13 protein-coding genes, 1 pseudogene and 1 riboswitch are annotated in these 14,856 nt (G+C 63.1%); of the genes and pseudogenes, 3 read left to right on the top strand and 11 right to left on the bottom strand.

All coding sequences use genetic code 11. The features are described 5' to 3' along the window. Positions 1-2: 2 nt before the first annotated feature. Positions 3-455, bottom strand: coding sequence for a MaoC family dehydratase (locus tag NKJ13_RS06460; protein WP_352737123.1), 453 nt, complete (start codon positions 453-455; stop codon positions 3-5). 152 nt (positions 456-607) lie between these two features. On the opposite strand from NKJ13_RS06460, the gene NKJ13_RS06455 reads away from it, so the two are divergent. After that, positions 608-1,729, top strand: coding sequence for a DUF2336 domain-containing protein (locus tag NKJ13_RS06455; RefSeq protein WP_352704454.1), 1,122 nt, complete (start codon positions 608-610; stop codon positions 1,727-1,729). Positions 1,730-1,897: 168 nt separating this feature from the next. On the opposite strand, the gene parE is transcribed toward NKJ13_RS06455, so the two are convergent. Next, a complete protein-coding gene (parE, locus tag NKJ13_RS06450; protein WP_352704452.1) occupies positions 1,898-3,949 on the bottom strand; it encodes a DNA topoisomerase IV subunit B in 2,052 nt (683 codons plus the stop codon). A gap of 272 nt (positions 3,950-4,221) precedes the next feature. On the opposite strand from parE, the gene NKJ13_RS06445 reads away from it, so the two are divergent. Beyond that, entirely contained in the window at positions 4,222-5,391 is a 1,170-nt protein-coding gene (locus tag NKJ13_RS06445) for a GGDEF domain-containing protein (protein WP_352704451.1), read from the top strand. Positions 5,392-5,463: 72 nt separating this feature from the next. Here NKJ13_RS06445 and gcvP read toward each other — a convergent pair whose 3' ends face one another. The 4 genes from gcvP to NKJ13_RS06425 all read right to left on the bottom strand — a co-directional run bounded on the left by gcvP (position 5,464) and on the right by NKJ13_RS06425 (position 10,962). Beyond that, positions 5,464-8,274, bottom strand: a complete 2,811-nt coding sequence (gene gcvP, locus NKJ13_RS06440) for an aminomethyl-transferring glycine dehydrogenase (RefSeq protein ID WP_352777446.1) — start codon at positions 8,272-8,274, stop codon at positions 5,464-5,466. A 16-nt stretch (positions 8,275-8,290) separates the two neighbouring features. Further along, complete coding sequence (gene gcvH / locus NKJ13_RS06435) at positions 8,291-8,659, bottom strand: glycine cleavage system protein GcvH (protein WP_352508741.1); 369 nt, start codon at positions 8,657-8,659, stop codon at positions 8,291-8,293. Between the two features lie 5 nt (positions 8,660-8,664). Beyond that, the gene (gcvT, locus tag NKJ13_RS06430; protein WP_352737119.1) at positions 8,665-9,783 is read right to left on the bottom strand and encodes a glycine cleavage system aminomethyltransferase GcvT; all 1,119 of its coding nucleotides are present in this window, start codon (positions 9,781-9,783) and stop codon (positions 8,665-8,667) included. 148 nt (positions 9,784-9,931) lie between these two features. Next, a riboswitch (glycine riboswitch) is annotated at positions 9,932-10,018 on the bottom strand. Positions 10,019-10,134: 116 nt separating this feature from the next. Further along, positions 10,135-10,962, bottom strand: coding sequence for a transporter substrate-binding domain-containing protein (locus NKJ13_RS06425; RefSeq protein WP_352737118.1), 828 nt, complete (start codon positions 10,960-10,962; stop codon positions 10,135-10,137). An 86-nt stretch (positions 10,963-11,048) separates the two neighbouring features. Between NKJ13_RS06425 and NKJ13_RS06420 the strand changes: the two genes are divergently transcribed. After that, complete coding sequence (locus NKJ13_RS06420; RefSeq protein WP_352689969.1) at positions 11,049-11,651, top strand: DUF3011 domain-containing protein; 603 nt, start codon at positions 11,049-11,051, stop codon at positions 11,649-11,651. 127 nt (positions 11,652-11,778) lie between these two features. Here NKJ13_RS06420 and NKJ13_RS06415 read toward each other — a convergent pair whose 3' ends face one another. The 5 genes and pseudogenes from NKJ13_RS06415 to NKJ13_RS06395 all read right to left on the bottom strand — a co-directional run. Beyond that, positions 11,779-12,588 carry a molybdopterin-binding protein gene (locus NKJ13_RS06415; RefSeq protein ID WP_352737117.1) on the bottom strand — a complete coding sequence of 270 codons (810 nt, stop codon included), beginning with the start codon at positions 12,586-12,588 and terminating at the stop codon, positions 11,779-11,781. A 1-nt stretch (position 12,589) separates the two neighbouring features. Then, on the bottom strand, positions 12,590-13,468 hold the full coding sequence (locus NKJ13_RS06410) for a cytochrome b/b6 domain-containing protein (protein WP_352737116.1): 879 nt from the start codon (positions 13,466-13,468) through the stop codon (positions 12,590-12,592). A gap of 102 nt (positions 13,469-13,570) precedes the next feature. After that, positions 13,571-14,248, bottom strand: a complete 678-nt coding sequence (locus NKJ13_RS06405; protein ID WP_352737115.1) for a DUF1345 domain-containing protein — start codon at positions 14,246-14,248, stop codon at positions 13,571-13,573. Between the two features lie 5 nt (positions 14,249-14,253). Beyond that, positions 14,254-14,721 carry a YaiI/YqxD family protein gene (locus NKJ13_RS06400; RefSeq protein ID WP_254818384.1) on the bottom strand — a complete coding sequence of 156 codons (468 nt, stop codon included), beginning with the start codon at positions 14,719-14,721 and terminating at the stop codon, positions 14,254-14,256. Between the two features lie 66 nt (positions 14,722-14,787). Then, positions 14,788-14,856 (bottom strand): annotated as a pseudogene (locus tag NKJ13_RS06395) (S-(hydroxymethyl)glutathione synthase); the annotation flags it as partial.

Here is a 14,856-nt window from a genome sequence, read left to right as displayed (position 1 = left end):
CTTCACACCGCCTTTTTCATCATCATCGCCTGCCTCGTGCATTTGGCAACCAGCACGTCGTTCTGGTTATAGGCGCGATGCTCGAACTCGACGATACCGCGGTCCGGTTTGGACCTGGAATCGCGCACCGAAACCACCGTGGTCTCGACGCGAATGGTGTCGCCGTGGAAGACGGGGTGCGGAAACACCGTCTCCTTCATGCCGAGATTGGCGATGGTGGTGCCGACGGTGATGTCGTTGACCGAGATGCCGATCATCAGGCCCAGCGTGAACAGCGAATTGACCAGCGGCTTGCCCCATTCGCTCTTGGCGGCGAAATCGAAATCGATGTGCAGCGGCTGCGGGTTCAGCGTCATCACCGAAAACAGCATATTGTCGCTTTCGGTCACGGTCTTGCGCAGCGCGTGCTTGAACACATGGCCGACAGCGAACTCCTCAAGATAAAGCCCGGCCATGGTCGATCTCCTCTGCTGCTTAAGGGGTGATAGGCGTTGCATACCGGGCTCGCAAGCCAGTTAACGAACATGGTGAACCGTTCGTAAACCATTTGTGCCTACGGTCGCGACAGGGGCCAGAAGCGTTCTGGCAAAGGGCGTAAGCAGGCGACATGGTCGTTTCGCATTTCCTGAAATGGATCCACACGGCGAAGGTGTCGGAGCGCGTTGCAGCGGCAAGCGCACTTGCTCGCGCATATGTCGATTCGGACCTGCCTTTCGAGGACCGCTGCGCTGCGGAGGCGGCACTGACATTGCTGCTCGATGACGCATCGTCGAAGGTGCGACTGGCGATCGCCGACGCGCTTTCCATGAGCCATCATGCGCCGCCGCAGATCGTCAGCGCGCTGGCCTCGGACCAGCCGGAAGTCGCAGCCCTGGTGCTGGCGCGGTCGCCACTGCTTACTGATGCCGACCTGATTGATCGGGTTGCCGGCGGCCAGAAAGCGACGCAGAAGGTGATCGCCGACCGGCCGCGGGTGTCGATGTCGGTTGCGGCGGCGATCGCCGAGATCGGCGAGCCGGAGGCCTGCACCACGCTGCTCGCCAACAGCGGCGCCGACATCGCATCGATCAGCTTTCGGCGCATGGCCGAGCGGCACGGCCATCTGCCTCTGGTACGCGAGGCGCTGATTGCCGATGCGCGCCTGCCCGCCGATTGTCGGCATTTGCTGCTGGTCAAAGTGGGCGAGACGCTCAAGGGCTCGCCGCTGGTGCTGGCGCTGATGGGCGCCGCAAGAGCCGAGCGGGTCACTCGCGATGCCTGCGTCAAAGCTTCCGTGACATTGATCGAAGGCACGCGTGCCGAGGAACATACAGCGCTTGTCGAACATCTGCGTCTGCGCGGTGACCTGACCGCAAGCTTCGTCATCCGCACCATCGCGCACGGCAAGGTCGACTTCTTTGGTTCGGCCCTGGTCGCGCTCAGCCAGCAATCCGAACAACGGGTGAGAGCACTGCTGGCCGGCGGCCATGACGTGGCGCTGCAGGCACTGTTCCGCAGCGCCGGGCTTGCCGCCGCCACCCACGCAATCATCCTGCGCGCGCTGAAGGTCTGGCGCGAGGTCGCCAATGGCAAACGCCTCGCCGGCGTGCAGGAAGTCAGCTGGCTGATGCTGAAGGAATTGGGCGGGCAGTCCGCCGAGGGCGATCTTGCCGGGCTGGTCAAGTCGATCCATCTCGACGCGTTGCGCGAGAACGCGCGCGAGCACGCGCTGGCGATCGCGGCTGCCTAAAGCAATTCCAGGAAAACTGTGAAACGGTTTTCCGTCCGGAATTGCTTTAAAACAAAGGAAAGAGCGGTTCGGCGTTTCCGTGAACGCTGAACCGTTCCAGGCCTCGTCCTTCGCGAAAATATCCGGATCGCAACAACCGCCGTCTGTGGCTCACCTGGCAGAAGACGCTCAGATATCCAGCACTTCCGTCTCGGCGAATTCCGCGCGTTCCTGGATGAAGCGGAAACGGGCCTCGGGCTTGGTGCCCATCAGTGCGTCGACAGCATCCTTGGTGGCCGCCTCGGCCTCGATCACATCGACCCTGAGCAGCGTGCGCTTTCTCGGGTCCATGGTGGTTTCCTTGAGCTGGGCGGCCATCATTTCGCCCAGCCCCTTGAAGCGGCCGATCTCGACCTTGCCGCGCCCGGTGAATTCGGTGCGCAGGAGTTCGTCCTTATGCGCGTCGTTGCGGGCATAGCCGACCTTGCCGCCTTGGCGGATCGAATAAAGCGGCGGGACCGCTAGGTAGAGATGGCCGCCGCGGACCAGGTTTGGCATCTCCTGGTAGAAAAAGGTGATCAGCAGCGAGGCGATATGGGCGCCGTCGACATCGGCATCGGTCATGATGATGACCCGGTCGTAACGCAGGTCCTCGTCGCGGTATTTCGAGCGCGTGCCGCAGCCCAAGGCCTGGATCAGGTCGGATATCTGCTGGTTGCCGGCAAGCTTGTCGCTGCCGGCACTGGCGACGTTGAGGATCTTGCCGCGCAGCGGCAGCACCGCCTGGCTGGCGCGGTCGCGCGCCTGCTTTGCCGAACCGCCGGCCGAATCGCCCTCGACGATAAAGAGCTCGGCGCCGGCGGCGGCATTCTGCGTGCAGTCGGCGAGCTTGCCGGGCAGGCGCAGCTTGCGCACCGCACTCTTGCGCGACACTTCCTTTTCCTGGCGGCGGCGCACCCGTTCGTCGGCGCGCGCGATCACCCATTCGAGCAGTTTCGAGGCCTCCTGCGGATTGTCCGCCAGCCAGTGGTCGAACGGGTCGCGGATGGCGGTTTCGACGATGCGGATCGCCTCGATCGTCGCCAGCCTGTCCTTGGTCTGGCCGACGAATTCCGGTTCGCGGATGAACACCGACAGCATGCCCGCCGCCGAGATCATCACATCCTCGGAAGTGACGATCGAGGCGCGCTTGTTGCCGACCAGATCGGCGTAGGCGCGCAAGCCGCGCGTCAGCACGTTGCGGAAGCCGGCCTCATGCGTGCCGCCTTCGGCGGTCGGAATGGTGTTGCAATAGGAATTGATAAAACCGTCGCCGCCGAACCAGGTCACGGCCCATTCGAGCGAGCCGTGACCGCCCTGCTTCTCGCTCTTGCCGGCGAACATTTCACGGGTCACCTGGAATTCGTCGCCGAGCGAGGCTTTCAGATAGTCCTTGAGGCCGCCCGGAAAATGGAATTCTGCCTTGGCCGGCGTCGTGTCCTTTTCCTTGATCAGCGAGGGATCGCAGGTCCAGCGGATTTCGACGCCGCCGAACAGATAGGCCTTTGACCGCGCCATGCGGTAGAGCCGCGCCGGCTCGAAAGCAGCACCCTTGCCGAAAATCTGCTCGTCTGGATGGAAGCGGATCTTCGTGCCGCGCCGGTTATGCACGTCGCCGAGCTGCTCAAGGCCGGTCACCGGAACGCCTCGTGAGAAGCGCTGGCGATAGAGCTTGCGCCCAATCGCGACCTCGACCTCGAGATGGTCGGACAGCGCGTTGACGACGGAAACGCCGACACCGTGCAGGCCGCCGGACGTCTCGTAAACCTTACTGTCGAACTTGCCGCCTGAATGCAGCGTCGTCATGATGAGTTCGAGCGCCGGCTTCTTGAATTTCGGGTGCGGATCGACCGGAATGCCGCGGCCGTTGTCGGTGACTGACAGGTATCCGTCGGCGGAAAGCTCGACATCGATGAAGGTCGCATGGCCGGCGACCGCCTCGTCCATCGAGTTGTCGATGACCTCGGCGAACAGATGGTGCATCGCCTTGTCGTCGGTGCCGCCAATGTACATGCCCGGGCGGCGGCGCACCGGCTCCAGCCCCTCCAGCACCTCGATGTCGGCGGCACTGTAACTCTCGCTGGCGTCGCGGGGCGCCGGCCGCTTCGCCGCCTGCACCAGCGGATCGGCCGGGCGCGTGGCGGCGCGAGCCGGCTGCGGCTGCTTGTCCAATTTGGCGAAAAGATCGTTGTTGTCGTCCATGCCGGTCCTGGATTCCGATGCTGCGAATCACCACCCGATACTGCCACGCTTTTCGCGGGCAGGCGACGGAGGTTCCTGTTACGTTCGAGGATAGAGCCTCTTACTGCAAAACCATTCGACAGCCAAGCGGCGGAAATGGGGTCGAAGTTGGAGCATCGACGTTTTGTAAACCCTGTCCGAAGGTTACGCCGGAAGATTGGCTAAAAAGCGGTATTTGCGGACTATCGCTGACCTAGAATGCAGCGGAACCCTCAAGAGGCTGTCGCTTAAGCATGTTGGATTACAGTTCGCTCCTGCTCGCGGCGGCGCTGTCGGGCACGTGCCTCAGCATCACCATGTTCGCCATCTGGTTCAGCGCGCCACAGGCACGCTTTGTGCTGACGGTGGCGTGTGGCATTCTCGTGCTCGTCGCACATGTGGTGTTGTTCTGGCATTACACCAGGGATCCAAGCCTCTGGCTTTGCCAGATCGTGCTTGCGCCTCTCAGCCTCGGTTTCCTGATTATCTGCCTGTCGGCCATGCAATATCTCGGCGTAGGCGATTACAGGCGCGCCATCTTGCCGACCTTGGTTGCGATGGCTGTTTGCGCGGGCGCGACGTATCTCGGGTTTGATGGTGTCGGCTTTATTGTCACCTACGCGACGGTAACGGCGCTGCTCTCGCTCATCGGGGCGATGTTCTGGATTGAGGGTGGTCACGATCGCCGGATATTGCTGGTCGTCTCGTTCCTGAGCGGCGTCTGTGCGCTGTCGTTTGGACTTTGCGGCGCGGTCCTGCTGGTCAAGGGGCAATGGGTGCTGGGTGTTGCGCCCGACAATTGGGCCGAGCGGGTGAATTCCGTCGTAGCCGTCGCCTGCATGACCGGGCTCGGCGCATTGACGCTCTCCCTGCACCATTTGCAGGCGCAGATCGAATTGAAGGCCGAGACGATGACCGATCCATTGACCGGGCTGATGAACCGGCGGGCGTTGACGGCACTCTACGGCGAACGGGTCTTCGGCCCGTTCATGTCCGTCGCCATGTTCGACCTCGACCATTTCAAGAGGACGAACGACGTTTTCGGTCATCCGGTCGGCGACCAGGTTCTGCGCCGCTTTGCCGCCGTCATCAGGAAATACGCCAGGACCGGCGTCGACGCGTTCCGGTTGGGCGGCGAGGAGTTCGTGCTCGTCATGTCGCGGATGCCGGAAGAGAAGGCCTATGACATTGCGAGCAAGATCAGCGTCGCCTTCGGCACGGAAGTCGTGGCCACACAACTTGGTCCGTTGCGAAGCACAGTCAGCGGCGGCATCGGCTTTGGCGGAACAAACGGCACCGGTCTCGACGATGTGCTGGCCGAAGCCGACGCAGCACTCTATGCGGCCAAGCGCGCCGGGCGAAATCGCGTCGTCGTTCGGGACCGGGCGAGCAAGGCCGACGGGCCGGCCTTGCGTTCTGCCTGATTGGGGTTTCTATCTTCTTGTTAGACCCATGATCTTGTCGGAAAACCGGATTCCACTTTTCGGAATCATGATCTATTCCGCCGCACCCAGATATTCCGACAGCGGCGGGCAGGAGCAGACCAGGTTGCGGTCGCCGGCGACATTGTCGATGCGTGACACCGGCGGCCAGTACTTTGCTGCCGTATCGGCATCGCCGGCGGGGTAGGCCGCCTCCAGACGCGAATAGGGATGGGTCCATTGGCCGGCCAGTGCCTCGGCGGCGGTGTGCGGAGCGTTGACCAGAGGATTGTCGGCCAACGGCCATTCGCCCTTCGCCACCTTGGCTGCCTCGCCGGCTATGGCGATCATGGCCTCGCAGAAACGATCCAACTCGCGCTTGGGCTCGGATTCGGTCGGCTCCACCATCAGCGTGCCAGCGACCGGGAACGACATGGTCGGCGCGTGGAAGCCATAGTCGATCAGCCGCTTGGCGATATCGTCGACGCTGATGCCGGCGCTGTCCTTGAGCACGCGGGTGTCGAGGATGCATTCATGCGCGACGCGTCCGTTGCGCCCCTTGTAAAGCAGGGGGAAATGCTCGCCAAGCCGCGTCGCCACATAGTTGGCGGAGATGATCGCCGTCTCGGTTGCCTGCTTCAGGCCGGAAGCGCCCATCATGCGAATATACATCCAGGTGATCGGCAGGATCGAGGCGTTGCCGAACGGTGCTGCCGCCACGGCATGGACCGAGCCTTCGGTGACGTGGCCGGGCAGATGCGGCTTCAGATGTGCTTTGACGCCGATCGGGCCGACGCCGGGGCCGCCGCCGCCATGCGGGATGCAGAAGGTCTTGTGCAGGTTCATGTGGCAGACATCGGCGCCGATATCGCCGGGACGGGCGAGGCCGACCAGTGCGTTGAGGTTGGCGCCGTCGAAATAGACCTGGCCGCCATGGCTGTGGACGAGGGCGCAGAGGTCGCGCGCCCCTTCCTCGAAGACGCCATGCGTCGAAGGATAGGTGAACATCAGCGCCGCGAGATTATGCGCATGCTCGGCCGCCTTGGCCTGCAGGTCGTCCATGTCGATATTGCCGTCCTCGGTGCAGCGCACGACGACGACGCTCATGCCGGCCATGGCCGCACTTGCCGGATTGGTGCCATGCGCCGAGGAGGGGATCAGGCAGACGGTGCGATGGCCTTCGCCGCGTGACAGATGATAGCGGCGAATGGCGAGCAGCCCGGCATATTCGCCCTGGCTGCCAGCATTGGGCTGCAGGGTCACCGCGTCGAAGCCGGTGATCTCCGCCAGCCAGCCTTCCAGCTCGTCGATCATGGCGCGATAGCCTATCGAATGGTTTGCCGGGGCGAAGGGATGCAGGTTGGCGACATCAGGCCAGCTCACCGGCATCATTTCGGCGGCGGCGTTGAGCTTCATGGTGCAGGAGCCGAGCGGGATCATGGCGCGGTCAAGCGCCAGGTCCTTGTCGGCCAGCCGGCGCAGGAAGCGCATCATGTCGGTTTCCGAGTGGTTTTCGCGGAAGACGGGCTGGGTGAGGAACTCCTTGCCGCGCGGTTTTCCGGGCGTGGAACTGCCGGCGGCAACGCCGGCCTTAGCGCCGAAAAGTGCTGCGATCGCCTCCAGATCGGCTTCGGTGGAGGTCTCGTCGAAGCTGATGCCGACATGGTCGGCGTCGATGACGCGCAGCAGGCGGCCCGTCTTTTCTGCGGCGGCGGCAATCGCGCCGGCTCTGCCCTTCACTTCCGCAGTCACCGTGTCGAAGCGGCTTTCGCCGATCACCGAAACGCCCGCTGCCTTGAGGCCGACGGCCAGGCAGTTGGCCAGCGTGTGGACGCGGCCGGCAATCGCCTGCAGCCCGGCAGGGCCATGCCAGATCGCGTAGGCCGTCGCCATATTGGCGAGCAACGCCTGTGCGGTGCAGATGTTGGAGGTCGCCTTGTCGCGGCGGATATGCTGTTCGCGTGTCTGCAAAGCCAGGCGATAACCGGGACGGCCCTTGCTATCCGTCGACTGGCCAACAAGCCGGCCGGGCATCAGCCGCGTCAGCCTGTCGGAGACGGCGCAATAGGCGGCGTGCGGCCCGCCAAAGCCCATCGGCACGCCAAAACGCTGCATCGGGCCGACGGCGATGTCGGCGCCAAGCCTGGCCGGCGCATCGGTCAGCGTCAAGCCAAGCGGGTCGGCGATGAAGACGACCAGCGCGCCGGCGGCACGGGCCTTGTCGATCGCTGCCTTGTGATTGCCGTAGACGCCGAATGTATCGGGCCAGGAGACCAGCAGGGCGGCGGTGTTGTCGTCGATCACCTCGCCGTCCACCTCGATGCCGAGGGGCTCGGCGCGGGTGCGCACGACGTCCAGCGTCTGCGGGTGCGGCGTGCCGGCCAGTGCCACCTTGGTGCGCTTGTCGCGATGATGGCGCAGCGCAATGCCGACCGCTTCGGCCACCGCCGTCGCCTCGTCGAGCAGCGAGGCCGATGCCACCGGCAGGCCGGTCAATTCTGTCACCAGCGTCTGGAAGTTGAACAGCATTTCCAGCCGGCCCTGGCTGATCTCGGCCTGGTAAGGCGTGTAGGCGGTATACCAGGCCGGGTTCTCGAACAGGTTGCGCTGGATCACCGGCGGCACATGGACGCCATGATAGCCGGCACCGATAAAGCTCTTCAGCACCGTGTTCTTTGCCATCGTCGCCGCGAGCTCGGCCAGCGCTTCCGCTTCGCTTGCGGGGGCGGGCAGGGCCAGCGGCCGGTCGAGCCGGATCGACTTCGGCACTGCCTGACTGATCAGGGTCTCGACCGAAGGGACGCCGATCGTCGCCAGCATGGCTCTGACGTCATGGAGGCCCGGGCCGATATGGCGAGCCGAGAAGGGGTAGGGTGCTGCGGTCATCTTCCTGGTCCTGCTATCAACCAATATGGGCTTTGTAAGCGGCTTCATCGAGGAGCCCATCGAGCTGGCTCTCATTGGCCAGCTTCATCTTCCACAGCCAGCCGTCGCCGGTTGCCGCCGAATTGACGAGCGAAGGATCGGCCGACAGCGCGGTATTGGCCTCGGTGATCTCGCCGTCGACCGGCGCGTAGACATCCGATGCGGCCTTGACCGATTCGACCACCACGGCGGTGTCGCCCTTGGCTAGCTTTCTGCCCAATTCCGGCAGCTCGACAAAGACGAGGTCGCCGAGCTGCTGCTGTGCGTAGTCGGTGATGCCGACCGTGGCGACGCCGCCCTCGACGCGAAGCCATTCGTGATCTTCGGTGAAATAGGTCTTTGCCATTGAAATCATCCTTTGCGGTAGCGATGGGGCGTGAAGGGCAAGGGGTGGATGTCGACCGGGATTTTCGTCCCGCGGACATCGGCGAACAGTTTTGCGCCGGATTTGGCAAGCGGCGTCTGGACGTAGCCCATGGCGACCGGATGACCGGCCGAGGGGCCGAAGCCGCCAGAGGTGACATGGCCGGCAGGGTTGCCGTCGGCATCGAAAAGGGCAGCACCGGCGCGCACCGGCTGGCGGCCTTCCGGCTTCAGGCCGACGCGTTTTTGCGCTGGACCACGCTCCAGGATGGCACGCAGCGCATCGGCGCCGATGAAGGCGCCCGAGGCGCGAACCTCCTTGGGGATGGCCCACATCAGCCCGGCGCTGGCCGGATCGATCTCCGGCGTGATGTCCAGCCCGTGCAGGCACAGTCCGGCTTCAAGCCGCAGGCTGTCGCGGGCGGCAAGGCCGACCCACATCACCCGCTCGTCCTCGAGCAGCCTGGCGACGAGGTTTCTTGCATCCGCTTCCGGCAGGCCGATCTCGAAGCCGTCTTCGCCGGTATAGCCGGACCGGCTCATGAACCATTTTTCGCGCGGCTCGATGCCGTGCATGAACACCAGCGAACCGGTCTCGATGCCGGCGCGGGAAAGGGCAGCCCACGCCTCGGGGCCCTGTATGGCCAGGAAGACGCGGTCGAGCGCATCCACTTTTACATCGAAATCGCCCTCTGCATCGAAATTTTTGGCCAGTGCGCGCAGATGCTTTTCGTCGGCGGCGGCGTTGCCGGCATTGGCGACCATCATGAAGCGCTCGGCGCCGAGCCTGGTGACGATCAGATCGTCCAGAATGCCGGCCGCCTCATTGAGGAAGAACGTGTATTTGGACTGGGAAACCTCAAGTGCGCCGGCATCGAACGGGCAGGCGCGGTTCAGAAGCGCTGCTGCCCCCGTACCGCTGATTTCGAACAGCTTCATGTGCGAGATGTCGAACAGGCCGGCATGCTCACGGCTGTGCAGGTGCTCCTTCATCACGCCGGCCGGATGGGTCAGCGGCATCGACCAGCCGGCGAAGGCGCCAAAGCGCGCACCAGCTGCCATGTGCAGATCTTCGAGGGGAAGGTGTTTGGTATCGTCGCCCGTCATGTCATCTCCAGAGTCGCACGCAAGCGGCCGCGAATGGCGACCAGTCCGTGCCCCTCTGTCTGAAGCCTGAGAGACTCGCGCCCCGTAACTCTGTCGGCAGCGCTTACACCTTCGGCGCGGGGGCAAGCCCCGACTTTCCAGAGTGTCTTTCCCGTCTACGGTTCTTTTGCCTGAGAGATTTCGGGCGATTTCCCCTTCGGCGGCAGCTCTCGCTGCTCTCTCCCGCAAACAGGTAGGACTCGGTCAGGAGCCCTCGACTCGTCATCCATAGCCCGTGGACGACACCTTGTCACCTGCCAGCGACATTTTTCCTGGCAAGTCTTCGCTGCCTCGTTCAAACAGGTCGCGACCCTATTGTTTTGCGGGCTCGGGCTTGGCTGTCTCGAAGCGCGACATCCATTTGAAGCTGCCGAACCAGTAGCGGCGAACGCCGCCTATGGTGCCGTCGGCGGTGCGCGCGCCGATCCAGTTGTTGACGTATTGGATGAGGCGGACATCGTCCGGCCGCATGGCAAACGCTTCCGGCGTCCGCAACAGCGGGCCGCCCACCAGCTTGAGCTTGGCGTCATAAAGCCTGGCGGCCATTTGCGGCGTCGGCGATGTCGCCACCATCGCCTGTGCTTGCCCGCTGATGACGGCGGCGAAAACATCGGCCGCATTGTCGAATGACACGATGGCCGCTTTCGGGAATGCTTCCCTCGCGGCGGCTTCGTCCGTCGAGTTGGAGAGCACGGCGATCTTGTAGCCCGGCGCCGCCAGTGCCTTGCCCGGCCTTTTCCCAAGACTGGCGATCGTCGCCACCATTCGGATATCGGCGGTACCGGTCTGGTCGGAGAACACCACCTCGCGTGCGCGTTCCGGCGTGCTGGCGTAGCCCGCCGCGATCATGTCGAAATCACCCTTGAGCAATCGCGTCTTGAGGTCGTTCCATGGCACCTCGACCAGCTTCAGGTCGACGCCGAGATCGGACGCCAGCGCACTGGTCAGGTCGACATCATAGCCGGCGAACTTCCCGTCGGCCTTCTTGAGGATCCATGGCGGGTTGAGCGCGACGCCGACTGTCAGTGTCTTCTGATCGATGATGCGCTTGAGGCTGTCGTCCGCCCGGGCTGGCAGCAGCGACAAAGCCAACCATGCAGAAAGGGCAAGTATAATAGTGGCGATAATCTTAGCGCGCATTAATATAACCTCACTGAGCCCGTCCGGTTGTCAGACTTACACAGAGGTGCCATTCTGTCGATAGCGGACCCTGATGGAGAGTTGCAATGTCGGCACGGATGGCGGTTACCGGTTCGATGATGTTCCTGGGTTGCATCCTGGGCAACCCGGCGAAGCTTTCGTTGCTGCCGGCGGCAGCGCAGGCTGCGGGGGCAAAACGCGTGGTCTGCTCCAGCGCCGATTACCGTTATTCCTATTGCGGGGTCGATACGCGACGTGGCGTGCAGTTGACCTCCCGTCTATCGAAGGCACGTTGCGTATACGGTAGAAGCTGGGGCTATGACGGCGGCGGCATCTGGGTCGACAATGGTTGCTCGGCCGAATTCGCAGTCGCCGGCCCCGACCGTAACCCCTCTGCTGGCGACCTCGCCGCAGCCATTATCGTCGGCGGCGTGGTAGGCGCCATTCTCGACAACAGCAATTCGCATCGCCATCATTCCGATAATTACTATCCGAAGCCGCGCCCGCGCCGTTACGACCAATCGATCGATCCGACGCCGCAATTCGACAATCAGGGCAATCCCAACTTCGATACCCACGGCAACTACCAAGGACCGCACGGGCTTGGGAAGCTCGTCACCCCGGACGATAATCCCGACCTGAATCCGGCCCTGCGGAGCGACGGCGACGACGGCGACGACGACAGTTAATGCATGTCGCGCAAAAGTGCGCAGCGGTTTTGCGACAACGACATGCATGAAAAGAAGAGCCTACAGCGCGTCGCATGAGGCCGATCGAACGCGGCGCGCTTTAGGTGAAACTGAGATCAGGTTTCAGTCAGATGCCGCCGTACCAGTCGTAGCCATTGTCCTCCCAATAGCCGCCTCTGCCGCCGCCGATATTGGCGAAGCCGTCGACCAGCTCGATCTTGTAGAGGTATTTCGGCATCTTGTAGCCGAGCTGGCGCTCGACGCGGACGCGCAGCGGCGCGCCGTTCTCGACCGGCAACGGCTTGCCGTTGAGGCCATAGGCAAGGATCGTCTGCGGATGACGGGCATCGATCAGGTCAATCGAGCCGTAATATTTGATATCGCCGGCAAGGCTGCGGTCGATCGTATCGAGGCAGTGGAACATGACATAGCGCGCCTGCGGCTTGACCACGGCCTGGTCGAGCACCAGCGACAGCGGCGTGCCGGTCCATTTGGCAATGCAACTCCAGCCTTCGACGCAGTCGTGGCGGGTGATCTGGGTGCGGCTCGGCATGTTCATCAGCTGCTCGCGGGTCAGCGACAGCGGCTTTTCGACAAGGCCGGAAACCTCCAGCCGCCAGTCGGCGAAATCGCTGGCGAGCAGGCCCTTGTAGAAATCGTCGTCGGGTGCGGTGACGCCGTTCGGCCGCTGCGGCTGGCGAATGTCGGCCTCGGTGAATTCCCGCGCCAGCGCATCAGCGCCGGCAAGCAGTCGCTGCGCCCGCCAGGTCAGGCCATTGGCGCTTTCGAGGAAGCTGCGCAGGCTGTCGCCGACGCCAAGCTGGCTGTCGAAGGCGTCGCAGCCCGACAGCATGATGCCGGAAAGGCCGAGGCTGGCCGAGGTCAGGAACTTTCTTCGGCTTATCTGTAGCTTGGGGCTGATCTCGAATTTCGACATGTCAGGGACTCCTCTCTGGCGCATTGTCGGCATGCGCCGGCGGGTCGGTTCGATACCAGCCGGTGATGATTGAGCGCAGCTCGTTGATCGGACCGGCGGCCAGGATCATCAGGATGTGGATAATGAAGAAGGCGACGAGCAGCAGCATCACCGTGAAATGAATGGTGCGCGCCGTCTGTCGGCCGCCGAGCAAATCGTTCAGGAACGGCAGGACCGAATCCATGCTCGGCGACATGGCAAGGCCGGTGATGATCATCAGCGGCAGCAGCACGAACAGCACGCCGCCATAAGCCATCTTCTGCAAGGTGTTGTATTCGCGCCTGTGGTGAAACCTGAACCTGGCGTGGTCGACAATGTCTTGCGGCAGCCGCCTGATGTCATCGAGGCGCGGGGCAAGATCGCGGCGCAAATGGCCGTTGATGAGGCTGGCGACCAGCCAGACCAGCAGCGTGGTGGTCAGCACCCAGGCAAAGAAGAAATGAACGACGCGCGCGGTGCCGAGATCGTAGTAGGAAGGAATCGTAGCCCAGGACGGGAAGGCCCGGGAAGTCTCCTGGCCGGCCGGACCCGACCAGCCGAGCACACCAGTGGTATCGAAGCGCTTGCCGAAGATTTCGGTGTAGCCGCGCGGGCCAGCCGCGGTATTCTCGGCGCCGATGGCGAAGATGGTGTTGTTGTAGCCAAAGCCCGACTCCTTGCCGATGTAGAGCTGCGGGCGGGCGTTGAAGATCTGCAGGCCGGAAAGCAGCATGAAGAACAGCGCGATCGCCCATAGCCAATGCGTCAGCCGCGTCCAGCGCGACTGGCGATAGATCAGCGTCACATCGCTCGGCGCGGCGGTATCTGCTCCGGCGGCTTGGTTTCTGGCAAGCGATTCCATCTGTTGTTTCCTCCGGCCGCGCGTTCGCCACAGCCTCGTCAGATCTCTTCTCTCCCAAATACGTCCCCAGCCTAAGCGATGTTTCACCCGATCACGGATTTATTACAGACTGCCGAGGCTGACGGCGAGGTTGACCGCGGCTGCCACAATGACAGTGTTGAAGAAGAACGACAGGATCGAATGCACAAGCACGACACGGCGCATTTGCGAGGTCGTGACGTTGGTGTCGGCGGTTTGCGCCGTCATGCCGATCACTGTCGAAAAATAGAGGAAATCCGAGCCCTCCGGCCGCTTGCCGCCCGGGAAGTCGAGGCCGCCGACTGGAATCCTCTTTTTGGTGTCGCCATCCATCGCATCGCCGTCCAACCAATAGAGATGCGCGTAGTGAAGTGCCGCCATGGCATGGATGGTCAACCAGCCAAGCGGGATGGACAGCAGCGCCACCGTAAGCTCGACGGCGTCCGCGCTCTTCTCCCTGTTGATCAATTGAAACAACGAAATGATGGCAATGGCGACCACAACCAGAGTGACCGCGAAGATCGCCAATACCGGCAGGTCAGTGTCGCCTGCATTCTTGCGCAGATAGCTGCCGGTAAGCCGCGGCATGTGGGCGATGACAAGAACCAGATAGGCGGCAAAGAACACATTGGCGCCGATCGAATAGGCAAGCGGCGCACGCCAGATCAGCGCTGCGCCAAAGGCTGCCACGCCGATGCAGGCCGACACCGCGAACAGCGTGTGGCGTCGCATGGGCATCTTGGTCGTGGTACCGGTCGCCATGGTTTTCAGTCCGCTGGCGCGGATTTCAGCGCTCGCCGTAGGATGCGGTCAAGCTCGCCTAGGAACCGCGAGCGATCCTGCGGCGCGAAGCTCGAATTGTAGCCCTTGCTCTCGCCGGTTTCGCGCAGGTGCTGCTTGAGATCGCGCATTGCCACCGCCATGCCGATCGTTTCGGGCGTAAACGGGCGTCCGGTCGGACCAAGTACGTGGGCGCCAAGCGCCACCGCGCGCGCGGCAAGCGGGATATCGGCGGTCACCACAATGTCGTTGGACCGGGCATTTTCGACGATCCAGTCGTCGGCGGCGTCCGCGCCCTTGGAGACGACGACATTGCGGATCATCGGATCGCGCGACGGACGCAAGCCGCCATTGGAGACGAAGGTGACGACGATGCCGTGCCGCTCGGCGACTTTTTCGACCTCGGCCTTCACCGGGCAAGCGTCGGCGTCGACGAGAATAGCAGGTGCGGGCATCGTGATTCCAAATGTGAAAGAGCCGGGCGGCTTCGCCCGGCTCGATCGATGATGGTCGAGCGGCTACTAGGCCGGCAACGCGCCGGATCTTTTGGCCGTCCAGGTGGCGATATAGTCCATCAGGCCAGGATTGAG

It is taken from the genome of Mesorhizobium sp. M0174, from assembly GCF_040322275.1.
Taxonomy (GTDB): Bacteria; Pseudomonadota; Alphaproteobacteria; order Rhizobiales; family Rhizobiaceae; genus Mesorhizobium.
The sequence above is the reverse complement of the archived record's forward strand: the minus strand, read 5'-3'. Positions and strand labels throughout refer to the sequence as shown.

Excerpts from the sequence above, each read along its gene's own strand:
- NKJ13_RS06460 (WP_352737123.1), bottom strand. The coding sequence starts at position 455 with ATGGCCGGGCTTTATCTTGAGGAGTTCGCTGTCGGCCATGTGTTCAAG.
- NKJ13_RS06455 (WP_352704454.1), top strand. The coding sequence starts at position 608 with ATGGTCGTTTCGCATTTCCTGAAATGGATCCACACGGCGAAGGTGTCG.
- parE (WP_352704452.1), bottom strand. The coding sequence starts at position 3,949 with ATGGACGACAACAACGATCTTTTCGCCAAATTGGACAAGCAGCCGCAG.
- NKJ13_RS06445 (WP_352704451.1), top strand. The coding sequence starts at position 4,222 with ATGTTGGATTACAGTTCGCTCCTGCTCGCGGCGGCGCTGTCGGGCACG.
- gcvP (WP_352777446.1), bottom strand. The coding sequence starts at position 8,274 with ATGACCGCAGCACCCTACCCCTTCTCGGCTCGCCATATCGGCCCGGGC.
- gcvH (WP_352508741.1), bottom strand. The coding sequence starts at position 8,659 with ATGGCAAAGACCTATTTCACCGAAGATCACGAATGGCTTCGCGTCGAG.
- gcvT (WP_352737119.1), bottom strand. The coding sequence starts at position 9,783 with ATGACGGGCGACGATACCAAACACCTTCCCCTCGAAGATCTGCACATG.
- NKJ13_RS06425 (WP_352737118.1), bottom strand. The coding sequence starts at position 10,962 with ATGCGCGCTAAGATTATCGCCACTATTATACTTGCCCTTTCTGCATGG.
- NKJ13_RS06420 (WP_352689969.1), top strand. The coding sequence starts at position 11,049 with ATGTCGGCACGGATGGCGGTTACCGGTTCGATGATGTTCCTGGGTTGC.
- NKJ13_RS06415 (WP_352737117.1), bottom strand. The coding sequence starts at position 12,588 with ATGTCGAAATTCGAGATCAGCCCCAAGCTACAGATAAGCCGAAGAAAG.
- NKJ13_RS06410 (WP_352737116.1), bottom strand. The coding sequence starts at position 13,468 with ATGGAATCGCTTGCCAGAAACCAAGCCGCCGGAGCAGATACCGCCGCG.
- NKJ13_RS06405 (WP_352737115.1), bottom strand. The coding sequence starts at position 14,248 with ATGGCGACCGGTACCACGACCAAGATGCCCATGCGACGCCACACGCTG.
- NKJ13_RS06400 (WP_254818384.1), bottom strand. The coding sequence starts at position 14,721 with ATGCCCGCACCTGCTATTCTCGTCGACGCCGACGCTTGCCCGGTGAAG.